We start from the raw sequence: 17,227 nt of genomic DNA, 5'->3' as shown, positions 1-17,227 counted from the left end.
CGGGCGGGATTTTCCGCTCGCCTTCGTTTTTTGCCGGCTTGCATGATGAATGTCACCGAATACTACGAGCACGAGCTGAAGACGCGCGGCTATCAGTCCGATGCCGCGCAGCGCGCCGCGGTCGAACGCCTGCAGCGCTGCTACGGCGAATGGGTCGCCTACAAGGCGCGCCGCTCGAACGCGTTCAAGAAACTCGTCATCCGCCCGGATCTGCCGCGCGGCGTCTACATGTGGGGCGGCGTCGGGCGCGGCAAGAGCTTCCTGATGGACAGCTTCTACGCGGTCGTGCCGGTGCAGCGCAAGACGCGGCTGCACTTCCACGAGTTCATGCGCGAAGTGCATCGCGAGCTCGAGGAGCTGAAAGGGCAGGCCGATCCGCTCGACGAGCTCGCGCGCCGGATCGCGAAACGCTACCGGCTCATCTGCTTCGACGAATTCCATGTGTCGGACATCGCCGACGCGATGATCCTGTACCGGCTGCTCGACCGGCTGTTCTCGAACGGCGTGCAGTTCGTGATGACGTCCAACTACGATCCGGACGATCTGTATCCGGACGGCCTGCATCGCGACCGGATGCTGCCCGCGATCGCGCTTCTGAAGGAGCGGCTCGACGTGCTGAACGTCGACGCGGGCGTCGACTATCGGCAGCGCACGCTCACGCAGGTGCGGATGTATCACACGCCGCTCGGCGCGCAAGCCGACCGCGAGTTGCGCCACGCGTTCGCGCAGCTCGCCGCGGTGCCGGACGAGAACCCGATCCTGCACATCGAGAAGCGCGAGATCAAGGCGCTGCGCCGTGCGGACGGTGTCGTCTGGTTCGATTTCGCGACGCTCTGCGGCGGTCCGCGCTCGCAGAACGACTATCTCGAGCTCGCAAGCCGCTTCCATGCGATCGTGCTGTCCGACGTGCCGCAGATGTCGCCGCGGATGGCGTCCGAGGCGCGCCGCTTCACGTGGCTCATCGACGTGCTGTACGACCACAAGGTGAAGCTGCTGATGTCGGCCGCGGTGGCGGCCGATGATCTGTACGTCGAAGGACCGATGGCGAACGAATTCAGCCGCACGGTTTCGCGGATCGTCGAGATGCAGTCGAAGGAATATCTCGAGGCGCCGCGGCGCCTGATCGATACGTCGCTGACCTGATCCGGTTCGCGCGCCGTGCGCCGCGAACGACCCGACCCGAATTCGAAAACGCGCGCAGACGGTTAACTTCGGTTAATTCGGTATTAACTATTCTTAAATCGGCGCGCGTCGTGTATCCAACGCCGGTTCGTCTCGATATCGTTGCGGTCATGTTCTTCATGAACGGAGAAGCACATGACGCCGTATCGCGATATTACCGATGAGGAGTGGCAGCGCGTCGCTCCATTGCTGCCCGAGCTGCGTCCGCGCAAGGAATTGCGCGGCAGGCCGCTCGCGGACACGCGCGCGGTGCTGAATGGCGTGCTGTGGGTGATCTACAGCGGTGCGAACTGGTCGGCGATGCCGCGCCGCTTTCCCGCGTATCAGACTTGCCATCGCCGCTTCAAGGCGTGGCACGAATCCGGCGCGTTGAAGCGCGTGCTCGTCGAGCTGTTCGGCACGCAGAGCGACGATCTGTGCGAGCTGATGGCGATGCGCATGCGTACGCATGCGCGCTCGAAGGCCGCGCAGGCGCGCAGCGGCGCGGCATCGACGGCGACCTCGCCCGCGCCGCGTCACGAACACTCGCTCGAGCACATCGCCTGACACGGCGCGCGGCGTCTCGCACGCATGAAAAAACCGGCCTCGCGCAGATGCGCGAGGCCGGTTTTGTTTTTGCCGCTTTTGCCGCCTGGCGTTCGCGGGACGCGGCGCGCAAGCGGCGACCGGTGCATCGGGAGACGGGCGCTTGGCTTATTGAGCGCGCATCCACGTCTGCGAGCGGCCGAGCAGCGATACGCCGATGTAGCCGCGCACGATGAGCTTCTGGCCGCCTTCCTCGAGCTTCATCTTGCACTTGTAGACCTTGCCGTTTTCCGGGTCGAGGATGTTGCCGCCGTCCCAGCCTTCGCCGTCCTTCTTCATCGCCTTGATGATCGTCATGCCCTTGATGAGCTGATCCTTGCGCTCGTCGGTGCACGCGGTGCAGCGGCGGTCCGGCGTGTCGTTCTCGCCGAGGCCCTTGAGGACCTTGCCGGACAACTCGCCGGCCGAGTCTGCGGTGATCTGCACGAGCGCCTTCGGCTTGCCCGTGTGATCGTCGATCGTCTGCCACGTGCCGATCGGGCTGTCCGCCTGAGCGAACGCGCTCGCGGCGCATGCGAGAAGTGCGCCTGCCACGGTGATCGAGCGCAGTGAACGAGTCATTTGAAACATGTCTTCCTCCTTGGATCGCACGATGTCGTTTTCGTCAGCCCGCGGGCCGTCTGCGTCGGACGGCGGTGGATGCGAGCTTTGCGCAGAATACGTGAATCCGCGCGCGGCGTTTGATACAAGTGCTTCTAATCGAAGTGGCGACGTGCGATGCAAAAATGAAAAAATGCAAACGCGCGCGGCCCGCCGTGCGACGGGCCGCGAAGCGCAAACGAGCGGGGCGGGCGGACGTCAGTAGAGCTGATACGAGAACGATGCGTTCACGCGCGGGCTGCGCGACGCGCTTTCGATCGGCGCGTCGCCGACGGGTTTCGCGATCGACACGTCGAGATTGTAGAAACGGCTATCGGTCAGGCGCACGCCGAGCCCGACCGACGACAGGCGGCGCGGCACCGGCGTGCCCGAATGCAGATACACGCGGGCCATGTCGTACGCGATGTACGGCGTGATGTTCTTCAGGTACGTGAAGCCCGGCGTGAATGCGCGATTGAGTTCGAACGACGCGCCCCATCCCGAATCGCCCGACGTCTCGCCCGGCTGATAGCCGAGCGCGAAACGCTGCGCGCCGAACGAGATCTGCTCGGTGGTCGGCAGCGAATCGGGGCTGTACTGGCCCGTGAGCTGCACGGTCGAGCCGATCTTGAACGGCCACTCGTTCGTCTGCGCGAACGTCGCGCCCGTGCGCACGAACGTCGTCGAGGCGGGGTTCGTCGTGGTGACGCCCGGCAGGTTCGTGAAGCCCGACTTCGACGCGCCGAGAATGTCGAACGCCTTCGCCACATTGAAGCTCAGCTTCTGCATCTGCTTCGGCTGCACGCTCGTGTAGTCGAGCTGCATCTGCAGCACGCGCACCTGCGAGCGCAGGCCGATCATCGCGCCCGTGCTCCGGTTCTGGTAGCGGTCTTCGTTGTGCGACGCGTAGCCCGACACCGTGCCGAGCAGGCTGCGCTGGTTGCTCAGCATCAGCGGATACGACGCGGACAGGCCGAGCTTGTCGTTGATCACGGTGCGCTGCACGTTGGGCAGCACGGTCTGGTCGACGGACGGATTGCCGCGGTAGTGGCTCGCGTCGAGGCGCGTGACGAGGCCGTTGCTGCCGATCGGCACGGCGCCGCTGAACGATACGTACGTCTGATTGTTCGGCCCCTTCGGGAACAGCGCGGAGATGCTCATCTGCTCGCCGAGCGACGTGAGGCCGTTCTCGGTCACGGTGAAAAGCCCTTGTACGCCTGGGTTGTTCGTATTGAGGCCCGCGCTCACGTTGATCGGCTTGCGATCGACGTTGAGCTCGAGCGTCGTCGCGCCGTCGGTGTTCTGCGGCGGCGGCACGTTTGCCTTCACCGTCACGCCGGGCAGCAGGCCGAACGTGTTCACGTAGCGCTCGAACGTCGCGCGGCGCAGCGGGCGGTCGTCCATGATGTGCGCGGCGATCGCGCGCACCTTCGGCTCCATCGCGCCGGGCCGGCCGGTGATCTTCAGGTTCGCGACATAGCCCTCGACGACCGTCACGCGCACGACGCCGCCTTCGAACGTCTGCGCGGGAACGAACGCGAACGACAGCGCATAGCCGCGCTCCTGATACAGCTTCGTCACGCCGTTCGCCGTCTCGATCAACTGGCCGATCGTGATGTCCTTGCCGACGAGCGGCGTGAAGCGCTGCGAGATCTCTTCGAACGGAATCGACCTGACGCCCTCGACCTGGAACGAGGTCGGCGTCAGATGGCGCGCGAGGAGCGCCTGCACCTGGACTTCCTGCGGCGCGACCTGCACGGTCACGCTCGGCTTGCTCGGCGTGTTGATCTGCGGCAGCGCTTCGAGCGGATTGCCGCCCGAGCGGCTTTGCGCATGCGCGGCACCGGCGGCCGCGACGAGCGCGAGCAGCAGCATCCAAGAATCGTGTCTGGATTTCATTGTGATTCCTCGTGGGCCTCTTTGTGCTTGTGATCTTCTAATGCCGTTGCGCGGCGCCTGGCGGGCCGCGCAACGTGGTCTTCCGTTGTTCTATGCGACTGCCACTGCGCCGCGCGCTCCTTGCCGGAAGGCGCGCGCGGTATGTCGCATCACTTGCCGAAACTGCCCAGCGTGCCGAGCGTACCCGTCACAGGGGCGAGGAGCCCCGTCGCGCCGCCCGTCGACGACGTCGAACCGGACAGCGTGCCCGTGAGAGGATTGAGCAAACCGGTGACGGGCGCGAGCGGGTTCGCACCAGCGCTCGTGCCGCCGCTCGCGAGGCTCGTGATCGGCGCGAGCGGGTTGCTCGCGCCGCCCGACACCGCGCTGCCGCCGAGTGAGCTGGTCGGCAGCGCGCCGCCGCCGAGGCTCGACAGCAGGCCGCTCAGCGGGCTGCCGAGCGTCGAGCCCGAGCTCGTGCCCGAGCCGGTCGCGACCGTTGCCGTCGAGCCGCCGACGAGGCTCGTGATGAGGCCCGGGATCGGCGCCGCGCCGTTCGGTGCGGCCGGGTTCACGAGGCCGCCCGCGTTCGTCACGGTGTTGCCGACCGCCGACACGAGCTGGCCGACGTCGCCGACGAGCGGCTGCGACGGGGACGTGCCCGCGATCTGCTTGCCGGCCGAGCTGATCGCGCCGCCGACTTGCTGCAGCAGGCCCGACACCGGCTGGCCGACGCCCGTCGTCGTGCCGACCGTCTGCGTGACCTGGCCCGCCGTGATGACGAGCGGCGTGACCGCGGAGCTGATCGGCTGCGTGATCTGCTGGACAGGCCCCGTCGACAGCGCGTTGCCGAGCATCGTGCCGGCCGCGTTCACGCCGTTCGCGGCCGTCGCGAGCGCGCCCGCGACAGGCGTCGTGACGGGCGAGAGCGGGGCGAGCGGGCCCGTGCCGAGCGCCTGCACGGTCTGGCTGAGGCCCTGCACGGTGTTGCTCGCCGCGCTCACGACGTTGCCGAGGCCCGCGACTGTCGTGCCGACCGGATTCTGCGTGGAGCCGATCTGGCCGAGGCCGTTGCTGAGCGCATCCGCCGCGGCGTTGACGATGCCGCCCGTGCTGCCGACCGTCGCGCCGACGCCCTGGGTGACGCCGCTGCCGAGGCCCGGCACGCTCGTCGAGCCGATTGTGTTGCCGAGATCGGTCGCGGTCTTGCCGAGCGTGTTGACGACGCCCGACGTGCCCGCCGTGCCGCTGGTGCCGCTCGTGCCACTGGTTCCACTCGTGCCGCTGGTCCCGCTGGTGCTGCCGCCGGCGGACGGCGGCGCGGTGACGTCGCTGCCGCCGCACGCGGCGAGCACGCACGCGGTTGCGAGCGCGGTGAGCGGAACGCGCCAGGCCGCGAGCGCGAATGACGGGACGAAACGTTGCTGGTTCATGATGCTGCTCCTCGCTGTCTTCTCTGATGCTGGATGGGCGCCGGCCCTTTTACTTCTTGATGCCGCCGAGCAGGCCGCCGACGAGCGACGTGACGGGCGACAGCAGGTTGGTCGAGCCGCCCGTGCCGCTGCTCGCGCCGGTCAGCGGCGCGGTGAGGCTCGCGACCGGGTTCGTCGCGGTCGTCGTCGAACCCGTCGCCGGCGCGGCGGTTGCACCGCCGAGCGCGCCCGTCGCGGTCGAGACGAGGTTCGTGACGGGGGCGAGCGGGCTCGTCGACGTCGCGCCGCCGGTGGCGCCCGAGAGTGCGCCCGTGACGGTCGACACGAGGCCCGTGACGGGCGCGAGCGGGCTGCTGCCGCCTGTGCTGCCCGCGGCGCTCGTGAGCGCGCCCGTGACCGTCGACACGATGTTCGTGAGCGGCGCGAGCGGCGAACTCGAGCCTGCGCTGCCCGCAGCGCCCGAGAGCGCGCCCGTGACCGTCGACACGACGTTCGTGAGCGGCGCGAGCGGGGTGCCCGAGGTTGCGCCGCCGACGCCGCTCAGCGTGCCCGTCAGGCCGCCGACGGCGGCCGTGATCGGCGCGAGCGGATTCGTGGAGCCGGTGCCGCCCGTCAGCAGGCCGCCGACCGACGTGATCGTGTTGCCGGTTGCCGACACCGTCTGGCCGAGGCCCGTCGTGACCGGGTTGTTGCCCGTCTTCGTGATCAGCGCGCCGGCCTGGTTCAGGCCTCCGCCGATCGTGCCGAGCAGCGTGTTGGCGGGCGCGCCGAGGCCCGTCACGTTGCCGACCGTCTGCGTCGTGCCCGTGACCATCGACGTGATCGGCGTGATCGCCGAGCTGACCGTCTGCGTCAGTTGCTGGACGGGGCCCGTCGACAGCGCGGTGGTGAGCGTCGTGCCGCCCGCGGTGATCGTGTTGCCGAGCGTGCTGACCGCGCCGCCGAGCGGCGACGTGAGCGGCAACAGCGGCGCGAGCGGGCCGCTGCCGAGGCTCGTCACGAGGTTGCCCGTCTGAGTGACGGCGCCGCCCAACTGGCTGACCACGCCGCCCGTGCTTGCGACGGTCGTGCCGATCGGGTTGGTTGACGAGCCGAGCTGGCCGATGCCGCTCGTCACGCCGGAGCCGAGCGCGCTGACCGCGCCGCCGAGGCTCTGAATGACACCGCCGAGCGCCTGCGTCGTCTGCGGGTTCACGCCGGGCAGCGTCTGGCTGCCGACGACGGTGCCGAGACCCGACACGGTCGAGCCGGCGCCGCTGACGATGCCGCCCGTGTTGCCGGCGATCGTGCCGAGTGCGTTGATGCTCGACGTCGTCGAGCCGCCGCCTGACGTGGAGCCGCCGCCCGAGGTCGAACCGCCGCCCGACGTGGAGCCGCCGCCGGAGGTCGAGCCGCCGCCGCCCGACAGGCCGCCCGTCGAGCCGGAACCGCCGGAGCCGCCCGAACCCGAGCCGCTCGTGCCGCCCGAGCCGGAGCCGCCGTCCCCCGTCGTGGAAATCGCGTTGCCGCTGCCGCTGCCCGAGCCCGAGCCGTCGAGCCCCTTGCTGATCGAGCCGGAGCCGCCGCACGCGGAAAGGGAAAGCATGGCTGCCACGGTGGCCGCGATCAAAGTCGTCCGGAGCGTGCCATGGGAAATCGTGCTGATGTTCATCATCGTCCTCGCATTGGTGTGTTGTCTGTTGCTTGATTTGCCGCACTTGCGCACGACTACTCTGCAACTGGCGTGCCATTTCGTTGGACGATCTTTTCGGTGCGTGCGGCGAGATCCGGCAAACCCTTGTCAGACAAGGGTTTTGGCGGAGCGGGATGGCGCGGGAAAAACGATGGGGCGGGTGCGGCGAGGGCGTGTTTTTATGCGTTCGTAACGTAACGCCGCATGGCGCGCGTTACGGATGCGGCGTAACGTGCGACAGAAACGCGTCGCGCGCCGTCGACATTTGAACCCTGCGTTTTACTGATGAATTAGGTATGTAGATCTAACCTATCGTAAGTCCTTATGTGTAAGGACTACCGACAGATCGTAAAAATAAGCGTGCGCACGGTCATAGTGTCTGATCAAAATCGATGAAAAATGTGGAACAAAAAAGGGTTCGGATATAAGATGCGCTCGTGCGCTATTTGTACGACCTAGTACATCAGGGAATACGAGGGGGACGCCGCCGACATAAATGTTAACTTGTATCAAATTGTTAGAAACTCTTGAAAAAAGGAGTTATAACGAAACCGCCCGAGCCGGCATTAAAGTCGGACTGGCGGGGGCAAGGTCGGCCGATAGCGAAAAGCAAGGCCAATGAAGACTCAAGGCACGAGGATCAACATGAAACAACTGATGCATCGCTTCTTCAAGGAAGAGGCCGGGGTGACCGCGATCGAATACGGGTTGATCGCAGGTCTTATCGCGGTGGCCATCGCGACGACGGTCGGCACGGTCGGTACCGATCTGAGCTCGCTGTTCAGCACGATCGCCAGCAAATTGCCGGCGGCCTGACTTTCACATCCAATTACGCATGACCACGAATTGCGGATTGCTTCGGCAATCCGCAAACGTCGCTGGGCGGCTGGGGCTGAGATGATTCGTCTCTTCAGTATTGGATTCTTTTTCGCCTGGGCTGCGGCTGTTGCAATTGCAGATTGTCGCAATCGCCGTATTCCCAATGAATTGGTGCTCGCCGGTTTCGCCGCCGTTATCATTTTTACAGCCTGCCGACAAAATCCGTTCGAAACGACATTGACCGGCGCATTGGTCGGCGCAACAGTCGGTCTCGTTTCCCTTTTTCCGTTTTTCGCGCTGCGCGTGATGGGCGCCGCCGACGTGAAGGTATTCGCGGTGCTCGGCGCGTGGTGCGGGCTGCCGGCGTTGCCGCGGCTATGGATCGTCGCGAGCGTCGCGGCGGGCATCCACGCGCTTGGCCTGATGCTCGTGACCCGCACGCCGCTCGGCTCGCTCGGGCGCAACGGCGCGCCCGCGTTCGCGCTCGGCGCGCGCCGCTCCGCGCCTTATGCGGCGTTTCTCGTCGCGCCCGCCGCCGCGTGGCTCGCCTATCTGATTCACACCGGAGGCACGCGATGATGCGCGCGCTCGGCCGATTCCGCTCGCCGCGCCGCCAGCGCGGCGCGACCGCGATCGAATTCGCGATCCTGTTTCCGCTGTTCTTTCTGATCCTCTACGGGATCGTGACATACGGCATGATCTTCGCCGCGCAGCAGAGCCTGACGCTCGCCGCGACGGAGGGCGCGCGCGCCGCGCTCAACTATCAGGTCGCGCAGACCCAGGCGGCGGCGCTCGGCCTGCGCGCGGCGGCCGCGTGCACGGCCGCGAACAATCTGACGGGCTGGCTGTCGGGCGCGACGTGCACGACTTCGTCGAACTACACGTGCTCGTACGATTCGACGATGTTTTGCATCCAGGTCACGGTCACGTATCCGTACGCGGCCAATCCGCTCGTGCCGGCGGTCGCGCTGTTCGACGCGGTGCTGCCGACCACGCTGACGAGCCGGGCGACGGTGCAGATCAATCCGACGAACATCATATGAAGAACACGATCGACTAGGCCGGACCGACGCGCCGCGCGCCACCGGTTTTCTCCAACGTTTTTCCTTGCCGCTGCACTGATAACAATCATGGCCAACCATCTGACCAAGATCATCGCGGTGTTGCTGATCGGGATCGCGATCCTGCTCGGCCTATACGCGTGGGTGCTCGGGCGCAAGCCGGCGCCCGTCGCGCCTGCCGCCGCGCCCGCCGCCGCGACGGCGATGGTGCCCGTCGTCGTCGCGGCGCGCGCGCTGCCCGCCGGGCAGCCCATTCCCGCCGATGCGCTGAAAGTGCAGCAGACGCCGACGCCGATCGCCGGCGCCTTCCCGAATCCGACGCTCGTCACGGGGCGCATCCCGGCGAGCGACATCGTCGCGCAGGCGCCGGTGCTCGAGAGCGAGCTGATGTCGGGCCTCGCCGATCAGATCGCGCCAGGCGAGCGCGCGGTCGCGATCAAGGTCGACGACACGAACGCGGTCGGCAACCGGCTGCGTCCCGGCAATTTCGTCGATGTATTCGTGAACCTGAAGCGCGAAGGCGGCTTCGGCGCGACCGGCGCCGAGATCGCGCAAACGCAGGCGCGGCTGCTGCTGTCGCGGGTGCGCGTGCTGTCGTTCGGCGACGCGACGGCCGATCGCGACGGCACGCCGGGCCCGACGGGCGCGGGCGCGCGCACCGCGGTGCTCGCCGTGCCGACCGCGCAGGTCGACGCGCTGACGCTCGCCGAGGCGAGCGGCCGGCTCGTGCTCGCGCTGCGCAGCCCGCGCGACGAGGATGTCGCCGCCCAGACGGTGGCGATCCGCGCGCCGGGCGGCGCGGGGGCGTCGAACCAGGCGGCGGCGGGGCTCGTGCTGAGTGCGCTGTCGGGCGGCGGCGCGTCAGCGCAGACGGCGCGCGCGGCGCCCGCGCCCGCGCGGGTGACGGCGGCGGCCGCGCCGCGTGCGGGAGGCGGCATCGAGGTAATCCGGGGTGGGCGGGCCGAGACGGTCGCCTATTGATCGACAAGCAGTTTCGAACAGTGACGGCAGGGGGAAGGCCGGCTCGCGCCGGTCTCCGACACGATGAAAAATAAACTGATTGCATGGACGATGGCGTTTGGCGTGTTGCTGTCGTTCGCCACGCAGGCGGCCGAGATGGGGGCGATCGAGCTCACGACGGGCGCGCAGCGGCAGATTGCCGTCGGGCGCGGCGTGCAGCGGGTCGCGATCGGCGATCCGAACGTCGCCGACGTGCTCGTCATCAAGGGCGGGCGCGGCGGCGTGCTGCTCGTCGCAAAGGCGGCCGGCTCGACGAGCCTGATGGTGTGGGAGCGCGGCCGCGACGAGCCCGCGGTCTACACGGTCGACGTCGTGAGCGGCTCGGCGCGCGCGCTCCTCGACGGCGGCGCGCCGGGCGTGAAGGCGTACGACGGCACGGCGGTCGTGTCCGGCTCGGCCGCGACGCTCGATGCGCATGCGCGCGCGCTCGCCGTCGGCAAGGGAATGGCGGGCAAGGGCGGCGTCGTCGACGCATCGACGGTCGGCGGCAAGAACGTCGTGCAGGTCGACGTGCGCGTCGTCGAGTTCAGCCGCTCGGTGCTCAAGCAGGCGGGCCTGAACTTCTTCAAGCAGAACAACGGCTTCACGTTCGGCTCGTTCGCGCCCGCCGGCCTCGCGTCGGTGACGGGCGGCGGCACGTCGTCGATGTCGGTGTCGGCGAACATTCCGATCGCGTCCGCGTTCAATCTCGTCGTCGGCTCCGCGACGCGCGGCCTCTTCGCCGATCTGTCGATCCTCGAGGCGAACAACCTCGCGCGCGTGCTTGCGCAGCCGACGCTCGTCGCGCTGTCCGGGCAGAGCGCGAGCTTCCTCGCGGGCGGCGAGATCCCGGTGCCGGTGCCGCAGTCGCTCGGCACGATCTCGATCGACTGGAAGCCGTACGGCGTCGGCCTCACGCTCACGCCGACCGTGCTGAGCCCGCGCCGGATCGCGCTGAAGGTCGCGCCGGAATCGAGCCAGCTCGACTTCGTCCATTCGATCACGATCAACGGCGTGACGGTGCCCGCGCTCACGACGCGCCGCGCGGACACGACGGTCGAGCTCGGCGACGGCGAGAGCTTCGTGATCGGCGGCCTGATCGACCGCGAGACGACGTCGAACGTCGACAAGGTGCCGTTCCTCGGCGATCTGCCGATCATCGGCACGTTCTTCAAGCACCTCAGTTATCAGCAGAACGACAAGGAGCTCGTGATCATCGTGACGCCGCATCTCGTCGCGCCGATCGCGAAGAACGCGTCGCTGCCCGCGACGCCCGGTGAACTGTCCGAGCAGCGCGACGGGCCGGTGTGGCGGTCGTATCTCGGCGGCGCGCTGTCGCCGGACGCAGGGCCGGGGTTCTCGAAATGAGCGCGCGACGCCACGACAGCGCACGCGCGAGCGCCGTGATGCGGCGCGCAACCGGGATGCATCACCATGAACGCGAGAACACAATCCTTGGCTGAGCCCGCCGTCACCGACTACTTCGTCTGCGCGTCGCCTCACGGCGAGCACGTGCGCTGGCTCGCGCAGACGCTCGTCTCGGCGGGCGCGGTCGAGTCCGCGCCGCTCGAGCCGGCGGCGCTCGCGCAGCGGATCGCCGGGCTCAACCCGGTGCTCGTCTTCGTCGATTTCTCGGGCGGCCGCGCGCAGGCGGCGAGCGCCGCGGCGGCCGCGGTGCGGGTGTCGCATCCGGGGCTGCCGATCGTCGCGCTCGGCTCGCTCGGCGAGCCGGAAAGCGCGCTCGCCGCGCTGCGCGCCGGCGTGCGCGACTTCATCGATTTTTCCGCGCCCGCCGAGGACGCGCTCAGGATCACGCGCGGGCTGCTCGATCACGTCGGCGAGCAGCCGAGCCGCCACGGCCGGCTGATCGCGCTCCTCGGCGCGCGCGCCGGGATGGGCGCGAGCACGCTCGCCGCGAACCTGTCGGTGCTGGTGCAAAAACGCTCGGCTGCGCTCGGCCGCCAGACGGCGCTCGTCGATCTCGGCCTGCCGGCGGGCGACGGCGCGCTGTTCCTGAACACGCGCTGCGAATTCGATTTCGTCGAGGCGGTGCGCAACCTGCGCCGCTTCGACCGGACCTTCGTGAACACGGCGCTCGCGCGCCATCCGAGCGGCGTCGCGCTGACGTCGCTGCCGCCGAGCCTGACCGGGCTGCGCGACGTGTCGTACGCGTCGTGCGTCGGCCTGCTGAACCGCCTGCGCGCGTTCTTCGACTGCCAGATCGTCGACCTGGGCGGCTTCTCGAACCGCGACTTCGTCGCGCAGACCGCGAACGCGGCCGACGAATCGTGGCTCTTGTGCGACCAGGGCGTCGCGTCCGTCGTGTCGGCCGCCGAGCTGCTGGAATCGCTGCGCGACGCGGGCGTCGACACGGACAACGTGCGGCTCGTCGTGAACCAGTACGATCCGGCGCTCGGCCTCGCGCCCGCGCAGATCGCCGAGCGCCTCGGCCTCGCGCTCGCCGCGACGTTGCCGTCGCGGCGCGTGCCGATCGGGCATGCGGCCAATCAAGGCAAGCTGATCGTCGACGCGGCCGAGCGCGATCCCTACGTGCGCGCGCTCGAGCCGCTCGTCGAACGCGCGACGGGCGGCACGGGGGCCGCCGCGCCGCGCCCGGCGGGCGGCTTTTCCGCGCTCAGGCGCTTCATTCAACCCACCTCCAAGCGGTCGTAAGAGATGGCACACGACATTCAATTTGCCGACGGGGCGACGCCGTTCTCGCAAACGCAGCAGTTTCACGACATCAAGAACGCCGCGCACGAGCACCTTCTGACGCGCATCGAGGAGCTGGGCGCGGAGTTCGGGCGCTGGTCGCGGCAGGCGATCAACCAGTTCGTCGATCTGGAGATCGACAGCTTCGTGCGGCTGCGCCGCATTCCGCTCAACGAGAACGAGGTGCGCGCGGTCGCGCAGGCGCTGACGAAGGAGCTCGCGGGCTTCGGCCCGATCGAGGACCTGCTCGCCGATCCGCACGTCGAGGACATCCTGATCAACGGCTACAGCGACGTCTACGTGTCGAAGCACGGAATCCTGACGAAGCTGCCCGTGCGCTTCACCGACAACGCACACCTGCTGCGCATCGTGCGGCGCATTCTCGCGCCGATCGGCCGCCGGCTCGACGAGTCGAATCCGATGGTCGACGCGCGGCTGCCGGACGGCGGGCGCGTGAACGTCGTGATCGAGCCGCTGTCGATCGACGGCCCGGTCGTGTCGATCCGCAAGTTCCGCAAGGACCCGCTGAAGCCCGCCGATCTGCTCGCGAACGGCACGTTCAACGACGAGATCGGCGCGCTGCTCGAAGCTGCGGTCGCCGCGCGCTGCAACATCCTTGTGTCGGGCGGCACGAGCTCCGGCAAGACGTCGCTTCTGAACGCGCTCGCGTTCCACATTCCCGAAGTCGAGCGCGTCGTGACGATCGAGGACACGGCCGAGCTGTCGCTCAACCACCCGCATGTGGTGCGGCTCGAGAGCCGGCCGGGCGGCTTCGACGGCACGGGCGTCGTGTCGATCCGCGACCTGCTGCGCAACACGCTGCGGATGCGCCCGGACCGGATCATCGTCGGCGAAGTGCGCGGCGGCGAAGTGCTCGAGATGATGCAGGCGATGAATACCGGTCACGACGGCTCGATGGGCACGATCCACGCGAGCTCGCCGCGCGAGTGCCTGTACCGACTCGAGATGCTCGCCGGCTTCGCGGGCTTCCAGGGCACCGAATCGAGCCTGCGCCGGCAGATCGCGAACGCGGTCGATTTCATCGTGCAGATCGGGCGGCTGTCGAACGGGCGGCGGCGCATCCTGTCGGTCACCGAGGTGACGGGGCTGTCCGACAACATCATCGCGACGCAGGAGCTCTATCGCTACGAGCCGCGCGTGAACGTGGACGGCGACGAGACCGACGCGTGGGAATCGCTCGGCATCCATCCGCATTCGCCGAAGCTCGCGCGGTTCAGGCAGGCGCTCGCGGGCGGCGGCTTCGGCGGCGAGCCGTACGGCCGCGGCGGGGGCTTCAATGTCTAGCGCGGCGCTCTGGGCGCTCGCGCTCGCGCTGCTGTGCGTCGCCGGGGCGCTCGCACTATGGCGGCGCGGCGCGGCGAACAAGGAGCGCGCGCACGCGGCGCGCTACATCGACAGCCGGCTCGAGCCCGGCGCGCGCCCGGGCGCGCCGCCGAAGATGCCGGCCGCGGCCGAGCCGAAGCGCGCGGCGGCGGTGCCGGCGGCGGGCGCGCCCGCGGCGAAGCCCGCCGAGGGCCTCGCGCGCTGGCGCGAACGCGCGGCCGATGCGTGGCTGAACGTGTCGAACCGCGCGGGCGTGTCCGAGATTCGCACGCCGCTCATCGCGCTCGTTGCGGCGACGGCCGTCGCGACGCTGTGGGCGGGCCTGCGCGGCGGGCTGCTCGCCGCCGTCGCGGCGTTCGTCGCGGGCGCGACGCTCGTGGTCTTCTGGCTCGTGTCGCGGATGCAGAAGCGGCGGCTGCGGATCGTGCGCCAGTTGCCGTCGTTCCTCGACGGCATCGTGCGCCTCGTCACGCTCGGCAACAGCGTGCCCGCCGCGTTCCAGGCGACGCTGCAGACGACCGAGGCGCCGCTGCGCGGCTGCCTCGACCACGTGTCGCGGATGCTGCGCTCGGGCGTCGAGATCGATCGCGCGATGGTCTATGTCGCGACGCTCTACCGGATCAAGGAGTTCGAGCTCGTCGGCTCGGTGCTGCGGCTGTCCGTCAAGTACGGCGGCCGCGCCGACGTGATGCTCGACCGGATGGCCGTCTTCATGCGCGACCTCGAGCAGGCGGAGCGTGAGCTCGTCGCGATGTCGGCGGAGACGCGGCTGTCGGCGTGGGTACTCGGCGCGCTGCCCGTGGGCATCGGCAGCTTCGTGATCGCGACGAATCCGAAGTATTTCAGCGCGATGTGGCTCGATCCGATGGGCCGCCAGCTCGTGTATCTCGCGTTCATCCTGCAAGTCGCCGGCGGCTACTGGCTGTACCGGCTCGCCCGATTGAGGTGATCACGATGGACCCCAGCCGTCTTGGCGCAATCGCGCTCGTCCTCGGCTCAATCGGCGTGCTGATGCTCGCCGGGCTCGCGATCATGCAGGCCGTGCTCGCGCGGCGCACCGGCCGCACGCTTGCGGACGCGCTCGACCAGCGCGCCGCTGCGCTCGAGGCGGCCGCCGCGCGTGCGGCGGCGGGTGCGGCGTCGGCGCTCGGCGCGGCGCGCGCGAGCGCCGCGGACGCGGCGCCGGACGAGTGCCGTCCGCGCTTCGCGACGCTGCTCGATCGCGCCGGCAAGTTCGGGATGCGCCTGCTCGACACGCGGCTCGGCAAGCAGATCGTCGCCGAAGAAGACCGGATGCTGCTCGAGCAGTGCGGCTACGTCGACGCGCACACGCGCGGCGTCTTCCTGAGCGCGCGGATCGCGTGCGCGATCGCGCTGCCCGCCGCTGTCGCGCTCGCCGGCGGCGAGACGGTCCGCACGCATCTGACCGCCTGGGTCGCGCTCTGCGTCATCGCCGGCTTCATGCTGCCGAAGATCTACGTGCGCCGCCGCGCGGCGGCGCGCCGCCAGTCCGTCGTCGACGAGATGCCGCTGCTCGTCGACATGCTGCGGCTGTTGCAGGGCGTCGGGCTGTCGCTCGACCAGAGCATCCAGGTCGTCACGAACGACTTCAAGGGGATGCTGCCCGTGCTGTCGTCGGAGCTCGGGATCGCGCAGCGGCAGTTCGTCGCGGGGCGCACGCGCGAGCAGTCGCTGCAGCGCCTCGCGACGAGCTTCGACAACGAGGATCTGCGCGCGATCGTGCGCCTGCTGATCCAGGTCGACAAGCACGGCGGCGCGGTGCAGGAGCCGCTCAAGCAGTTCGGCGACCGGCTGCGCGAAGTGCGCCGCGCGATGCTGCGCGAGCGGATCGGCCGCCTCACGGTGAAGATGACGGGCGTGATGATTCTCACGCTGCTGCCCGCGCTCTTCATCGTGACCGCGGGGCCGGGGATGCTCGCCGTCACGCACGCGCTCACGGCCGCGCGCCGCTAGCCGCGTTTGCCGCCGCGCAACGAAGGAAGGAACGACATGAGACGAAGCAGCTTTTCACCGATGACGACGGCGGCGCTCGCGGCGCTTGCGCTGTCGCTCGCCGCGTGCGGGGCGTTCAAGGAGTCGGGCTACGGGATCGGCGCGCAGGCCGAGCGCGCGGCGCTGATGCAGGCCGCGGCCGACAGGAACGCGACGCCCGACACGCCCGGCATGTATCTCGGCCTCATCGGCCGGATGCAGTCGCAGGGGCTCCATTACGCGTCGCTCGCGCACATCGACGCTTACGAGAAGCAGTACGGCGCGTCGCCGGACACGATCCTGCTGCGCGCGGACGCGCTGCGCGCGACCGACCAGCCGGCCGCGAGCACGGTCGCGTACAGGCAGTTGCTCGGCACGCCGCTTGCCGCGCGCGGCTATCGCGGGCTCGGTTTGCTGGCCGGCGCGTCGGGCGATTTCGACGCCGCGTCGCAGGCGCTCGCGCAGGCGAGCGCGCTCGCGCCGACCGATTCGCTGACGCTGTCCGATCTCGCGTATGCGCGGATGCGCAGCGGCGATGTCGGGGGCGCGCGCGTGCCGTTGATGAAGGCGGCGGAGCTCGACCAGAACAATCCGAAGATCCTCAGCAATCTCGCGCTCTTTCTGCTCGCGACGGGGCAGACGCGCGACGCGCTCGGCCTGATGAACCAACTGAAGCTCGCGCCCGCGGTGCGCACGGAAATCCGCAACGACGCGACGAAGATCGCAGCCGCGTCGCGCGCGCGGCAGCGGGCGCTCGCGCGCCCGGGCGCGCCGGGCGCGGCCGCTGCCGCGGGCATGGCGATCGCCGCGAACGCGGCGGCGGGCGGCGCGGCGGGTTCGAGCGGCGAGGCGGCGGCCAGCAGGGGCGCCGTGGCCGGCGCGGCCGCGCCCGCGCCCGTCGCGGCCGCCACGGCGCCGGCGTTCGAGCCGACGGTGCCGCTCTTGCAGCGATTCTCGCAATGACAGACGTG

General features: G+C 69.2%; 16 protein-coding genes. 12 read left to right on the top strand and 4 right to left on the bottom strand.

The genetic code is table 11. From position 1 onward, the window contains the following. Positions 1 to 45 precede the first annotated feature (45 nt). A complete protein-coding gene (gene zapE / locus WT16_RS01180) occupies positions 46 to 1,143 on the top strand; it encodes a cell division protein ZapE (RefSeq protein WP_006026544.1) in 1,098 nt (365 codons plus the stop codon). Positions 1,144 to 1,317: 174 nt separating this feature from the next. Further along, positions 1,318 to 1,728, top strand: coding sequence for a transposase (locus WT16_RS01175; RefSeq protein WP_059929677.1), 411 nt, complete (start codon positions 1,318 to 1,320; stop codon positions 1,726 to 1,728). A gap of 147 nt (positions 1,729 to 1,875) precedes the next feature. On the opposite strand, the gene WT16_RS01170 is transcribed toward WT16_RS01175, so the two are convergent. The 4 genes from WT16_RS01170 to WT16_RS01155 form a co-directional block, all read right to left on the bottom strand. After that, positions 1,876 to 2,337, bottom strand: coding sequence for a DUF2147 domain-containing protein (locus tag WT16_RS01170; protein WP_009912631.1), 462 nt, complete (start codon positions 2,335 to 2,337; stop codon positions 1,876 to 1,878). A 228-nt stretch (positions 2,338 to 2,565) separates the two neighbouring features. Then, entirely contained in the window at positions 2,566 to 4,221 is a 1,656-nt protein-coding gene (locus WT16_RS01165) for a ShlB/FhaC/HecB family hemolysin secretion/activation protein (RefSeq protein ID WP_197486445.1), read from the bottom strand. 173 nt (positions 4,222 to 4,394) lie between these two features. After that, the gene (locus WT16_RS01160) at positions 4,395 to 5,657 is read right to left on the bottom strand and encodes a collagen-like triple helix repeat-containing protein (RefSeq protein ID WP_063532534.1); all 1,263 of its coding nucleotides are present in this window, start codon (positions 5,655 to 5,657) and stop codon (positions 4,395 to 4,397) included. Between the two features lie 49 nt (positions 5,658 to 5,706). Further along, the gene (locus WT16_RS01155) at positions 5,707 to 7,308 is read right to left on the bottom strand and encodes a collagen-like triple helix repeat-containing protein (RefSeq protein ID WP_063532563.1); all 1,602 of its coding nucleotides are present in this window, start codon (positions 7,306 to 7,308) and stop codon (positions 5,707 to 5,709) included. A 639-nt stretch (positions 7,309 to 7,947) separates the two neighbouring features. Between WT16_RS01155 and WT16_RS01145 the strand changes: the two genes are divergently transcribed. The 10 genes from WT16_RS01145 (at position 7,948) to WT16_RS01100 (ending at position 17,219) form a co-directional block, all read left to right on the top strand. Further along, complete coding sequence (locus tag WT16_RS01145; RefSeq protein WP_006026550.1) at positions 7,948 to 8,145, top strand: Flp family type IVb pilin; 198 nt, start codon at positions 7,948 to 7,950, stop codon at positions 8,143 to 8,145. Positions 8,146 to 8,226: 81 nt separating this feature from the next. Continuing rightward, positions 8,227 to 8,727 carry a prepilin peptidase gene (locus tag WT16_RS01140; protein WP_059929671.1) on the top strand — a complete coding sequence of 167 codons (501 nt, stop codon included), beginning with the start codon at positions 8,227 to 8,229 and terminating at the stop codon, positions 8,725 to 8,727. Continuing rightward, complete coding sequence (locus WT16_RS01135; protein WP_006026552.1) at positions 8,724 to 9,191, top strand: TadE family protein; 468 nt, start codon at positions 8,724 to 8,726, stop codon at positions 9,189 to 9,191. The genes WT16_RS01140 and WT16_RS01135 overlap by 4 nt, the downstream gene beginning before the upstream one ends. 87 nt (positions 9,192 to 9,278) lie before the next feature. Beyond that, positions 9,279 to 10,190, top strand: a complete 912-nt coding sequence (gene cpaB, locus WT16_RS01130) for a Flp pilus assembly protein CpaB (protein WP_015602285.1) — start codon at positions 9,279 to 9,281, stop codon at positions 10,188 to 10,190. Positions 10,191 to 10,253: 63 nt separating this feature from the next. Continuing rightward, the gene (locus WT16_RS01125) at positions 10,254 to 11,576 is read left to right on the top strand and encodes a type II and III secretion system protein family protein (RefSeq protein ID WP_063532533.1); all 1,323 of its coding nucleotides are present in this window, start codon (positions 10,254 to 10,256) and stop codon (positions 11,574 to 11,576) included. 66 nt (positions 11,577 to 11,642) lie between these two features. Then, positions 11,643 to 12,881 (top strand): transcriptional regulator, encoded by a 1,239-nt coding sequence (locus tag WT16_RS01120; protein ID WP_015601278.1) that lies wholly within the window; start codon positions 11,643 to 11,645, stop codon positions 12,879 to 12,881. Positions 12,882 to 12,884: 3 nt separating this feature from the next. Further along, on the top strand, positions 12,885 to 14,225 hold the full coding sequence (locus WT16_RS01115) for a CpaF family protein (protein WP_015600967.1): 1,341 nt from the start codon (positions 12,885 to 12,887) through the stop codon (positions 14,223 to 14,225). Beyond that, the gene (locus tag WT16_RS01110; RefSeq protein WP_015600665.1) at positions 14,218 to 15,213 is read left to right on the top strand and encodes a type II secretion system F family protein; all 996 of its coding nucleotides are present in this window, start codon (positions 14,218 to 14,220) and stop codon (positions 15,211 to 15,213) included. Before WT16_RS01115 ends, WT16_RS01110 begins: the two co-directional genes overlap by 8 nt. Before the next feature lie 5 nt (positions 15,214 to 15,218). Then, complete coding sequence (locus WT16_RS01105) at positions 15,219 to 16,238, top strand: type II secretion system F family protein (protein WP_059929743.1); 1,020 nt, start codon at positions 15,219 to 15,221, stop codon at positions 16,236 to 16,238. A gap of 36 nt (positions 16,239 to 16,274) precedes the next feature. Further along, positions 16,275 to 17,219 carry a tetratricopeptide repeat protein gene (locus WT16_RS01100; protein ID WP_059929665.1) on the top strand — a complete coding sequence of 315 codons (945 nt, stop codon included), beginning with the start codon at positions 16,275 to 16,277 and terminating at the stop codon, positions 17,217 to 17,219. Positions 17,220 to 17,227 lie beyond the last annotated feature (8 nt).

This window comes from Burkholderia sp. MSMB1589WGS, assembly GCF_001636105.1.
In the GTDB taxonomy this organism is placed as follows: domain Bacteria; phylum Pseudomonadota; class Gammaproteobacteria; order Burkholderiales; family Burkholderiaceae; genus Burkholderia; species Burkholderia humptydooensis.
The sequence above is the reverse complement of the archived record's forward strand: the minus strand, read 5'-3'. Positions and strand labels throughout refer to the sequence as shown.